The 11,097-nt window shown below is 56.1% G+C and carries 9 protein-coding genes and 1 pseudogene; 9 read left to right on the plus strand and 1 reads right to left on the minus strand.

The features are described from left to right. Nucleotides 1-173 precede the first annotated feature (173 nt). The 8 genes and pseudogenes from C4J89_RS13475 to C4J89_RS13510 all read left to right on the plus strand — a co-directional run bounded on the left by C4J89_RS13475 (nt 174) and on the right by C4J89_RS13510 (nt 8,546). A complete protein-coding gene (locus tag C4J89_RS13475; RefSeq protein WP_124414687.1) occupies nt 174-1,208 on the plus strand; it encodes a glycine betaine/L-proline ABC transporter ATP-binding protein in 1,035 nt (344 codons plus the stop codon). A 46-nt stretch (nt 1,209-1,254) separates the two neighbouring features. Then, nucleotides 1,255-2,208 carry a glycine betaine/L-proline ABC transporter permease ProW gene (gene proW, locus C4J89_RS13480; protein WP_027616458.1) on the plus strand — a complete coding sequence of 318 codons (954 nt, stop codon included), beginning with the start codon at nt 1,255-1,257 and terminating at the stop codon, nt 2,206-2,208. A gap of 41 nt (nt 2,209-2,249) precedes the next feature. Then, entirely contained in the window at nt 2,250-3,275 is a 1,026-nt protein-coding gene (gene proX / locus C4J89_RS13485; RefSeq protein ID WP_164484540.1) for a glycine betaine/L-proline ABC transporter substrate-binding protein ProX, read from the plus strand. Nucleotides 3,276-3,373: 98 nt separating this feature from the next. Continuing rightward, entirely contained in the window at nt 3,374-4,444 is a 1,071-nt protein-coding gene (locus C4J89_RS13490; protein WP_124414688.1) for a GlxA family transcriptional regulator, read from the plus strand. A 103-nt stretch (nt 4,445-4,547) separates the two neighbouring features. Continuing rightward, nucleotides 4,548-5,867, plus strand: coding sequence for an FAD-binding oxidoreductase (locus tag C4J89_RS13495; RefSeq protein ID WP_124414689.1), 1,320 nt, complete (start codon nt 4,548-4,550; stop codon nt 5,865-5,867). Further along, nucleotides 5,868-6,110, plus strand: a pseudogene (locus C4J89_RS13500) (MFS transporter); the annotation flags it as partial. A gap of 41 nt (nt 6,111-6,151) precedes the next feature. Beyond that, nucleotides 6,152-7,054: a dihydrodipicolinate synthase family protein gene (locus tag C4J89_RS13505; protein WP_124414690.1), complete on the plus strand. Its 903-nt coding sequence runs from the start codon at nt 6,152-6,154 to the stop codon at nt 7,052-7,054. Between the two features lies 1 nt (nt 7,055). Beyond that, nucleotides 7,056-8,546 carry an aldehyde dehydrogenase gene (locus C4J89_RS13510; protein WP_124414691.1) on the plus strand — a complete coding sequence of 497 codons (1,491 nt, stop codon included), beginning with the start codon at nt 7,056-7,058 and terminating at the stop codon, nt 8,544-8,546. 195 nt (nt 8,547-8,741) lie between these two features. On the opposite strand, the gene C4J89_RS13515 is transcribed toward C4J89_RS13510, so the two are convergent. Continuing rightward, nucleotides 8,742-9,656: a LysR family transcriptional regulator gene (locus C4J89_RS13515; protein WP_124362827.1), complete on the minus strand. Its 915-nt coding sequence runs from the start codon at nt 9,654-9,656 to the stop codon at nt 8,742-8,744. Nucleotides 9,657-9,925: 269 nt separating this feature from the next. Between C4J89_RS13515 and C4J89_RS13520 the strand changes: the two genes are divergently transcribed. Next, complete coding sequence (locus tag C4J89_RS13520) at nt 9,926-10,948, plus strand: zinc-dependent alcohol dehydrogenase family protein (RefSeq protein ID WP_124362828.1); 1,023 nt, start codon at nt 9,926-9,928, stop codon at nt 10,946-10,948. Nucleotides 10,949-11,097 lie beyond the last annotated feature (149 nt).

The following is an 11,097-nucleotide window of genomic DNA, read 5'->3' on the forward strand; positions in this document are numbered from 1 at the left end:
ATTGACGGTGGGTTACTACTAAATTTGAAACATCCCTCTTTCCTAGGGGCCAAAAAATAATAAAAGGAAACCCGTCGTGAAACTCTCTATTCATTCCCGCTGCCGTTTAAAACTATTTTCGATCGTTTGCGCATCGCTTAAAGCGAATAGTGCTGAACACGAAGGGGCAAGGCATGACTGATTCCGACGAAATCATTTCCGTCAAAAATGTCTATAAGGTATTCGGCACTCAACCGGACCTTGCAATGAAGTTGCTGGCTGATGGGGCCTCTAAAGAAGAGGTCTTTAAAAAAACCGGGCAAGCTATTGGCGTCTTTGATGCGAACTTCTCCGTCCGCCGCGGCGAGATCTTTGTCATCATGGGGCTGTCGGGCTCCGGCAAGTCAACCATGGTCCGCTTGTTCAACCGCTTGATTGAACCCACCAGTGGCTCAATCTTTCTGAATGGTAAGGAAATCACCGGTCTGGCGGATAAAGACCTTCTGCAAGTGCGCAGGAAAGACATGGGCATGGTCTTTCAATCCTTTGCGCTGATGCCGCACATGAGCGTCATCGACAACATCAGCTTTGGTTTGGAGATCAGCGGCGTCGCCGAGAAAGAACGCTACTGCCGCGCCATGGGCGCGCTGGCCCAGGTTGGGCTTGCTGGTCAGGAGTTCAGCTTTCCCCATCAACTTTCCGGCGGCATGCAACAGCGCGTCGGCCTCGCCCGTGCCCTGGCCAATGACCCGGCGATCCTGTTGATGGACGAGGCGTTTTCGGCCCTCGACCCGATGATTCGTAGCGAGATGCAGGGCGAATTGATTAAGCTTCAGGCCGAGCAGAACCGCACCATCATCTTCATTTCCCACGACATTGAAGAGGCCGTACGGATCGGCCACCGCATCGCAATCATGGAAGGCGGTCGGGTGGTGCAAATTGGTACACCGCGCGAGTTACTGTGCCACCCCATCAATAAATACGTGCGCGATTTCTTTAATGGATTCGACACCAGTCGAATCCTGAAAGCGGGCGATATCGCTCAACAGGACACCAGCATCACCTATGAGCCTGGTCGTCACACCCCCCTAAAAGCAGAAGCTTCGCTCAGAGAGATTCTGCATATCGTCGCGGCCTCCGCAACGCCTATGCCGGTGGTGGATGAAGTTGGCCTGTATAAGGGCTCGATTTCCCAAGGCCATCTTCTGAGCTGCCTGAATAATAGTTAATTTGAATAATCAGAGCAGTCTCAAGTTCTGAGGGCGAGGAAGTATCATGTCGGACTTTAATTATTTAGACCCGTTCCAAAGTTTCACTGTTCCATTGGGCGCTTGGGTTGAAGCGACGCTGACTTATCTGGTACATAACTTTCGGGAAGTCTTTCGCTCGATTCGATGGCCGGTTGACCAAGTGCTTGATGGTGTTCAGTGGGGCCTGCTTTCCGTGCCCCCCACAGTATTCATTCTTATCGCCGGATTGATCAGTTGGCAGATCGGCGGTAAACGAATCGCAATTTTCAGTATCGCTACATTGACCGGACTAGGCTTGATCGGTGTATGGGCCGATGCCATGGTGACTCTCGCTTTGGTCCTGACTTCATTACTCTTCTGTGCGGTTATTGGTATTCCCCTGGGCATCCTCTGTGCCCGCAGCGACCGAATGGAAGTGATCGTGCGTCCGGTGTTGGACGCGATGCAGACATTGCCCGCTTTCGTTTACCTGGTGCCTGTGGTGATGTTGTTTGGCATCGGTAACGTTCCAGGCGTCATCGTGACGATTATTTTCTCGGTTGCGCCCTTGGTGCGCCTGACCAACTTGGGCATTCGCCAGGTACCCGCCGATAAGGTCGAAGCCGCACGTGCGTTTGGCTGCACCGCCACCCAGATGCTGTTGAAGGTCCAACTGCCCCTTGCGGCGCCGACCATGATGGCCGGATTGAACCAGACACTTATGCTTTCACTTTCGATGGTCGTCGTTGCTTCGATGATATCCGTTGGCGGGCTTGGGCTGATGGTATTGAGCGGCATCGGCCGCCTGGACATGGGGCTGGCCAGCGTCGGCGGTGCCGGCCTGGTACTCCTGGCTGTCTTCCTCGATCGTTTGACCCAAGCGATGGGTGAGCGCAGCAGTGATCTGGCAACCGGCCAGCGTTGGTACGAAACCGGGCCGGTTGGCCTAGTGATGAAATTCAAGAAGAAAAAGAACGTAGCACACCCAGTGACTAACTAAGCACACCTGCTCACCTACTATAAATTCAAGCGTGGTGAAATATGAAACTTGCAAATCTCAAGCAAACCGTCGTCGCGACGCTGATGGCGTCCATGTTGGGTGCAACTGCATGTTCGGCAGCGTATGCCGCTGATGCAAACAAACCGGGTGACGGTGTTTCCATCACGCCTATTTTCCCGACTATCGCTGAAGAGCGCTTTCGCGGTGAGGTGGCGATTGCAGGCTTGAAAGACCTTGGCTATGACGTGAAGGCCCCGAAGGAAGTTGATTATCCCGCGATGTTCCTGGCGCTCTCCTATGGCGATGCGGATTTCACCGTGCATGAGTGGGAGAACCTGCACGCTGCCTTTTATAAGAAAGGCGGCGGCGACGACACCATGGTGAAAGTTGGCCAGGTCATGAAGGGCGTGCTGCAGGGCTACATGATCGACAAGAAAACGGCCGACGCATACAACATCAAGGATCTCTCGGATTTGAAGAAGCCGGAGATCGCCAAGCTGTTCGACGCCAATGGCGATGGCAAGGCAGACATGACAGGCTGCAACCCCGGTTGGGGCTGCGAAGTGATGGTTGAATACCACATGAAAGCCTATGGCCTGAGCCCAACCGTCGTGGACAACCGGGGTTCTTACTTCGCGCTGATGGCAGACACTATCGCCAGGTTCCAGCAGGGCAAACCCGTGTTGTATTTCACCTGGGTGCCGCAATGGATCTCCAGCGTGCTGGTGGAAGGGCGCGACGTTGTATGGCTGCCGGTTCCGTTCACCTCGTTGCCTGATGGCAAAGACAGTAAAGACACCTTTTATCAGGGCAAAAATCTCGGTTTCCCGGTGGATACCGTTAACGCTGTGATGAACAAAGAGTTTGCCGAGAAGAACCCGGTGGCTCGCAAGTTTCTGTCGGAAGTCAGTATCACCACGGACGACGAAAGTGCCCAGAACCTGCGCATGCAAAAGGGTGAGAAATCACTCGCTGACATCAAGCGCCATGCGGCCGAATGGATCAAGGCTCACCAGGCGCAATACGATGGTTGGTTGAGTGACGCGCGCGCCGCAGCCAAGCAATAGAAAACAGCAAGGAAAGTGCTGCCAGCTCGATTGAGCTGGCCGTACGCGGGACCGGCTGCGTTTGTTTTACGTAATAAAGTGATCAGGTGGCGAAGATAATGGATACCTTCCAAAGCTCGTTGAAGTTCCAGAATATTGGGTTTCGGCAAACTACCGACTCGGTCGGTCATGAAAAAGTTGTACGGGTGGCATTCATTTTGCTCGACCACTTTTCATTAACCGCACTCTCAACAGCGATGGACGCGCTGGCGACCGGCAATCTGATCAACAGTAATACCGTCTACAAAGTATCGACGTATTCGCTCTTGGGCGGACTGGTTGAAAGTGATATCGGCATACCGTTGTCCTCGGAACGTTTGAACGTTGAAAAAATCAATCACGATGCACTTGTGGTTATCGGTGGCCAGCGGGTAAGGCTGTCCAGCAACCCCACCATTCGCCGCGCATTGAAAAAGGCGGCAGGGGGAAGGGGCATCGTCGCTGGTGTATGGAATGCTGCGTTTTACCTGGCCGATGCGGGCTTGCTCGATGACCAGGATTGCGCCTGTCATGCCGATAGTTGTGCGTTGATAAACGAGTATTACCCCCAAGTGAAAACGGGGGAGTCCGAATACACCTTTACCCAGCGGCGCGCGACGTGCGCTGGTGCTTCATCCGCGCTGGATATGATCCTGGCAATCATGCAGGACCTCAGCTCACTGCGCGATGCTGATCTGGTGGATGAAATCAAACGTGTACATCAACCCAAAAAGCCTCAATTCAATACTGTAACCCTAGGTGCTGTCAGCTTGGTTAAACCGGTACCTCGCCCTCTGAACGTTGCGGTCTCCCTGATGGAAAACCACATTGAAGAACCCATGGAAATCGATGAAATCGCCAGCCACGTGGGGGTTTCGCGTAGACAGCTTGAGCGCAGATTTGCGCGCTATTTAAACGCGGCGCCCAACCGCTATTACCTGGAACTGCGACTTACCCGCGCCCGCCAACTGATTATTCAAAGTAATCGCTCGTTGACGGACGTGGCACTCGCTACCGGTTTTGTCAGCTATCCGCACTTTTATAAGCGCTTCAAGGATTTGTTCGGCCTGCCGCCCATGACGTTCCGGGATAACTACTATTCCAGCGACTTTAGCAATTCGGAACGCTATGCAATTGCGGCAGGTTTTTGAAACGCGTTTTGCCGCTGTGTCGTCGGTTAGTTACTCAGTTTATTGCGTCCTGCGCATTGTGTTGTGTTGGACCCGGTAATGCATTCAACTTTACGGTCCTACTATTATGAAAGTTACCTCGTTACCCGCCGACGATAATAGCTGTGGCTGGTTTCATTTAAGCCGCCCGCGTAAGCCTAAGCCCGCCCACCAGGGACACAGTACTGCCCGTTGGGTGATTGTTGGTGCGGGCTTTACCGGGCTGGCGGCAGCCCGGCAACTGGCGATGAGTTTTCCGAATGACGAGATCGTACTGGTTGAGGCTCAGGAGGTTGGTCTCGGGCCCTCCGGCAGGAATGCCGGGTTCGCTATCGATCTGCCCCATGATATTGGGGCAGAGGATTACATCGGCGACATCACCCTTGCCAGGACCAGCCTGAAGCTCAATCTGGCGGGGCAATCCATTCTGCGCGACTTGGTCGATCAACATGGCATCGACTGTCAGATGAAGGCCTGCGGCAAGTATCAGGCGGCCGTGGAGGACCGCGGCATCGCGGTACTCGAAGCCTATCGGCGTGGGCTGGATAAGTTGGATCAGCCTTATCAAATGATTGAGCAAGATGAGCTGCCTCATCACCTGGGTACGCACTTCTACCGCAAAGCTTTATATACGCCAGGTGCCGTTCTGCTTCAGCCATCGGCACTGGTCAAGGGGCTCGCTGACCATCTGCCAGCCAACGTGACCTTGTATGAGCGTACGCCGATTCTCGAAGTTGAGTACGGTGCGAAAACCGTACTGAAACATGCCAATGGAAGTATCACCGCCGACAAGCTGATCCTCGCGAACAACTCATTTGGCATGCGCTTTGGTTTCCTCAGGGGCCGGATGCTACCCATCTATACCTACGGCAGTATTACGCGGCAATTGACGCCAGAAGAGCAGGCACAACTCGGTGGAAAACCGTATTGGGGCGCGATCCCAGCTGATCCATTTGGGACCACCGTCAGGCGTACACCGGATAACCGCTTACTGATCAGAAACAGTTTTAGCTTTAATCCCGACGGCCGCAGCGACAGTCGATATAACGAGCGATTCATACGCCGTCATAAAGCCTCGTTTGATAAACGCTTTCCCATGTTGCCCAACGTCAATTTCGAATACACCTGGGGCGGTGCATTGGCCATGACTCGAAACCACAACGGTTTCTTTGGTGAGTTGGCCCCCAACGTTTATGGGGCGTTGGGTTGCAATGGCCTAGGCGTGACCCGCGGCACAGTGACAGGGCAACTGCTTGCCGAGTGGCTCGCGGGCCAACGTGATGAACGGATCGACTTTCTATTGAACGCACCCGGGCCGAACAGTAACCCGCCGCAGCCGTTTCTCTCGTTGGGTGTCAACGCAAATCTTAAATGGGGGCAGTACCGCGCCGGTCGAGAAAGCTGAGTTTATCTCAATGAACTGTTTCCCACAGAAATTCGCGCATTTGCGGTCGGCGTAGGCACGTCGCTCTCACGCATCGGCGCCGCCGCGGGCACTTACTTGGTGCCGATTTCATTGAGCAAGTTAGGGATCGCCGAAACCATGTATGTCGCCGCCGCCATTTCGTTGGTGGGGCTGGTGTTGTCTTGGGTGCTGGCGCCTGAAACGCGGTCACTCAACCTGCAACAAGCCGCCTCGTTGAATTAGCAACCCCTGGATCAACCCTTGGAATTACTGGAGAAAACAGCATGAACTTTGACGGCATTTTTACCCCCGCGATAACTCCGCTCTCTTCGGATGGTCAAGTTGATTACTCGGCCTTTGATGAAGTGCTTGAATACCTGGTCGAGTCCAGGGTTCACGGCATCATTATCGGCGGCTCCACGGGCGAGTATTACGCTCATACGCCTGCTGAGCGTCTGGCGGTGGCTGAACGTGCGAAGAGTGTCCTGCAAGGTCGTCTGCCGCTGGTTGTCGGCACCGGCGGGATCAGAACCGAGGATTCGGTGTATTTCGCTGAGCAAGCGAAAGCGATCAAGGCAGATGCGATCCTGGTGGGTTCGCCGCCTTATGCCTTGCCCACCCAAAAAGAAATCGCCGCCCATGTGCTGGCGGTAGACAAGGCAGCAGGCCTGCCCATCATGCTCTACAACTACCCGGCGCGTATGGGGGTGGCCATGGGGGATGAGTTCTTCGAAGCGATTGCGCAGTGCAAGAACATTGAAGCGATCAAAGAAAGCTCCGGGGAAATGAATCGCCTGCATCGCCTGGCCTGCGCCCATCCTTCGATCCAGATCTCGTGCGGTTGGGATGATCAAGCCCTGGAGTTCTTCGCCTGGGGCGCTCGCAGCTGGGTATGCGCCAGCTCTAATTTCATTCCTCGCGAACACGTTGCGCTGTATGAGGCCTGCGTGATTGAAAAGAACTTCGATAAAGGCCGTCGCATCATGTCGGCCCTGCTGCCGTTGATGGACTTTCTTGAAGGCGGCAAGTTTGTGCAATCGATCAAACATGGCAGTGAGCTGATTGGCTTGCGTGCCGGTGGTGTCCGCGCGCCATTGCAAGCGTTGGAAGAATCCGAGAAGCAGGCGCTGAAGGCGGTGATCCAAACGCTTAAACAAAACGTTGCACACATTGTGGGAGGTGCTTGAAATGGCCGATTTGCTGAGTAAAGAAGCCTACCGCGAACTGGCCGGCAAGCTTGAGTTTCGCACTCAGGCGTTCATTGACGGCCAGTTTTGCAGCGCGAAATCAGGCCGTACGTTCACCACCACCAACCCGGCCACCGGTGACGTACTGGCCGAGATTTCGGCCTGTGATGCCGAGGACGTAGACGTGGCGGTGGCGGCAGCCAAGGCAGCGTTTGAAGATGCACGCTGGCAGGGTCTTTCACCTGCTGTACGTAAAAGCGTGCTACTGCGTTTTGCCCAGTTGTTGGAAGACAACTCGCACGAACTGGCGGTACTTGAAAGCCTGGACAGCGGCAAACCCATCCGCGAGTGCCAGAACGTTGATGTACCAGAGACAATCCACACGCTGCGTTGGCACGCCGAACTGATCGACAAAATCTACGACGCTACCGCGCCGGTGGGTTCGGGCGCTGTGACTATGGTGGTACGCGAGCCCATCGGCGTAGTGGGCCTGGTGCTGCCGTGGAATTTTCCGCTGCTGATGCTCGCCTGGAAAATCGGTCCGTCGTTGGCCGCAGGTTGCTCGATCGTGGTCAAGCCAGCAAAGGAAACCTCGCTGAGCGCGCTGCGTGTCGCTGAGCTGGCGTATCAGGCTGGTGTTCCCGCCGGTGTGTTCAATGTGGTGCCTGGTGGCGGCAAGGAGGCAGGTGAACCGTTGGGCCGGCATGGTGACGTGGCCATGGTCAGCTTTACCGGCTCGACCGATACGGGCCGGATTTTCCTAAAGTACTCCAGTGAATCCAACCTCAAGCGCATCGTGCTGGAATGTGGCGGCAAAAACCCAGCGGTGGTGATGAATGATGCCGAGGATATTGACCAAGTCGCGCAGCATGTGGTGAACGGTGCCTTTTGGAACATGGGCGAAAACTGCTCGGCGTCTTCGCGCCTGCTCGTTCATACCGATATCAAGGAAGCGTTGCTTGAGCGTATTCAGGTGCACCTCAAAGACTGGAAAATGGGCGACCCACTTGACCCGGACAACCGCTTGGGCTCAATGGTCAGCAAAGCGCATTTTGAGAAAGTGCGGTCCTACATCGAGCATGCCAAGGACGAAAAGCTGACTGTTCTGGCGGGCGGCAATACTGTTGACAATATCTTCGTAGAGCCGACCATCCTGGACGGAGTAGGGCGTAGCAGTCGCCTGTTCCAAGAGGAAATTTTCGGCCCTGTGCTAAGTGTCACCACCTTCAATACCCTTGATGAAGCCATCAAGCTGGCCAACGATACGGCCTATGGTTTGGCAGCGTCGGCGTATACCGGCAACCTGCGTAATGCGCTGAAGCTCTCACGCGGCATCCGCGCCGGCATTGTGACCGTCAACTGTTTTGGAGAGGGGGATGCGTCTACACCCTTCGGTGGTTACAAGGAGTCGGGGTTCGGTGGGCGGGACAAATCCATCTGGGCGCACGACCAATACACCGAGATAAAAACCATCTGGATCGACGCCTCCTGAGTGCTGCAGAGGGCGTGACGGCCTTATCGCCCCAGTCGCGGGACTGGGGCAATTCCGAGGCTGTAAAGGGGTGGGGCGAGCTGGGAAGCAACCGACGGAGTTGTCGTGAATAGCGAGCAAGGTCTCTACGAACGGCTGAAGCAACAGATCCTGACATTGCAACTGTCGCCCGATCAGTTGCCTGCCCAACGACACCTAAAGACTCTCAGGGTCGCCAAAAAACATCTGAATCCGCGACCGCAACCAACGCTCCCCCGGATCATTATCCTGCGACCCACGCCACGCCATGTGCAGCTCAAACGAACGCACCGGCAGCGGTGGGTCTTCGGCTCGCAAACCACCCGCTGAGGTCAGCGCCTCAGCCGCATAATCCGGTACGGTGGCGAGGATATCGGTGCCCGCCAGTAACGTGCCCAGCCCATTGAACTGGGGCACGGCCAGCACGACGTGGCGTTTGCGATCGAGCTTTTCCAGCTCTTCGTCGATAAACCCGCTCAGGTCACCGGCAAACGATACCAAGGCATGCGGGCGGGCGCAGAAGTCGTCCAGGCTCAGTGGGCCGGGTACGCTGTCGGCGCGCAGCAGTTTCGGCAGGCTGCGGCGCAGGACCTTGCGCTTGGCGTTGGCCGGCAGGTCGGCGGTGTAGCTGACGCCGATGGAGATTTCGCCGGAGGCCAGCAAGCCAGGCATCAGGATGTAGTTGACGCGACGCACCACCAGCACGATGCCGGGGGCTTCGGCGCGCAGGCGTTTGAGCAATTGCGGCAGCAGGGCGAATTCCACGTCATCGGACAGGCCGATACGGAATACCGCAGTGCTGGTAGCTGGGTCGAATTCGGCGGCGCGGCTGACGGCGGTGGAAATCGAGTCCAGGGCCGGGGAGAGCAGGGCGAAGATTTCCACGGCGCGGGCTGTTGGCTCCATGCTGCGCCCGGTGCGTACGAACAGCGGGTCGTCAAACAGCCCGCGCAGGCGTGACAAGGCCGCGCTGATGGCCGGCTGGCCGAGAAACAGTTTCTCGGCGGCGCGGGTCACGCTGCGCTCGTGCATCAAGGTTTCGAATACGATCAAGAGGTTAAGGTCGACACGACGCAGGTCGTTACGGTTCATCTTGTGTCCTGGAAGAGTCAGCGAACTTGACGAGAGCGGCCATATCCAGAACCTCCAAGGTTCCGTTCAGAAGCATGACCGGCATGAATCTTACGGGGAAAGGCTGGTACTCTGCACAAGATAATTGAGTTTTCCTACGATAGCTGAGGTCTATGCCTCACATGCGGAATCAATGACAGACATGTCGACTATTAATGGCGACCGGTGGTCTTACCGGGAAAGCCCAGATAGAGTTCATGGCATTAGAGGTTACTTTGACGAGGTTTGCGATGTCCCGCACGATTCGTTTTCACAAGTTTGGTCCGGCCGAGGTGCTCAAATGCGAAGAGCATGCAACCGCGCAGCCCGCACCGGGCGAAGTGCAGGTGCGTGTCGACGCGATTGGTATCAGTTGGTACGACGTTTTGTGGCGTCAGAACCTGGCGTCGTCCCATGCACGCCTGCCGTCTGGCCTTGGCCATGAAATGGCCGGCGTGGTTGTCGCCCTGGGCGACGGCGTGGACGACTTGGCGGTGGGCGACAAGGTCGCCAGTTTTCCTGCCGAAAGCCCTAACGATTACCCGGTGTATGGCGAGCAGATCGTTCTGCCCCGTTCGGCCCTGACCCGTTACCCGGATGTCTTGAGCCCCATTGAAGCGAGCGTGCACTACACGCCGCTGCTGATTGCCTACTTTGCCTACATGGACCTGGCGCGGGTCAAGCCTGGGCAATTTGCGTTGGTGACCGATGCCAGCCACTGCGCCGGGCCTTCGTTCGTGCAGTTGGGCAAAGCCTTGGGGGTACGGGTGATTGCCGCGACCAAAGACAGCGCGGAACGTGAATACCTGCTGTCGCTGGGGGCGGAAAAGGTCATCGTCACCGAAGAGCAGGACCTGCTCATGCAAATCAACAAAATCACGGGTGACCGTGGCGTCGATGTGGTGTTCGACGGCCTGGGCGGGCCGCAGATGTCGCTGCTCGGTGACGTGCTGGCGCCGCGTGGCAGCCTGGTTTTGTATGGCCTGCAAGGCGGTAACCAGACACCTTTTCCGGCCTGCGCCGCGTTCCAGAAGAATATTCAGTTTTTCGTGCATTGCATCGGCAACTTCACCGGCAAGCCGGAGTTGGGCATCATCCAGGACCAGGTGGCGTTGCAGCGCGCTTTGCGGGATATCAACCAACTGACTGCCGACCGGGTACTGGTGCCGTTGAAAACCACGGTGTTTCCGTTCAGTCAATTCGTCGAAGCCCACCGCTATATGGACGAATGCCCGTGCCGCGAACGAGTTGCGTTGCAGGTTGAAGCTGTTTGAGCTGTAGGAGTATTCGCAAATGAATACTCCAGCGTCTGCGCGGATGCAGCAGATGCGCCATTTGTCAGGGCTTAACCCACGATCGGGTTGAGCCACTCCGAGGGCGTTGCGCCCTGCAAACAATACCTTTGGCCCTTATGCCGCCCTGA

The sequence above is a fragment of the Pseudomonas sp. R4-35-07 genome, from assembly GCF_003852235.1.
Taxonomy (GTDB): domain Bacteria; phylum Pseudomonadota; class Gammaproteobacteria; order Pseudomonadales; family Pseudomonadaceae; genus Aquipseudomonas.

Coding starts and splice junctions, on each gene's coding strand:
- proX (WP_164484540.1), top strand. CDS start 2,250: ATGAAACTTGCAAATCTCAAGCAAACCGTCGTCGCGACGCTGATGGCG.
- C4J89_RS13515 (WP_124362827.1), bottom strand. CDS start 9,656: ATGAACCGTAACGACCTGCGTCGTGTCGACCTTAACCTCTTGATCGTA.
- C4J89_RS13520 (WP_124362828.1), top strand. CDS start 9,926: ATGTCCCGCACGATTCGTTTTCACAAGTTTGGTCCGGCCGAGGTGCTC.
- C4J89_RS13490 (WP_124414688.1), top strand. CDS start 3,374: ATGGATACCTTCCAAAGCTCGTTGAAGTTCCAGAATATTGGGTTTCGG.
- C4J89_RS13505 (WP_124414690.1), top strand. CDS start 6,152: ATGAACTTTGACGGCATTTTTACCCCCGCGATAACTCCGCTCTCTTCG.
- proW (WP_027616458.1), top strand. CDS start 1,255: ATGTCGGACTTTAATTATTTAGACCCGTTCCAAAGTTTCACTGTTCCA.
- C4J89_RS13475 (WP_124414687.1), top strand. CDS start 174: ATGACTGATTCCGACGAAATCATTTCCGTCAAAAATGTCTATAAGGTA.
- C4J89_RS13510 (WP_124414691.1), top strand. CDS start 7,056: ATGGCCGATTTGCTGAGTAAAGAAGCCTACCGCGAACTGGCCGGCAAG.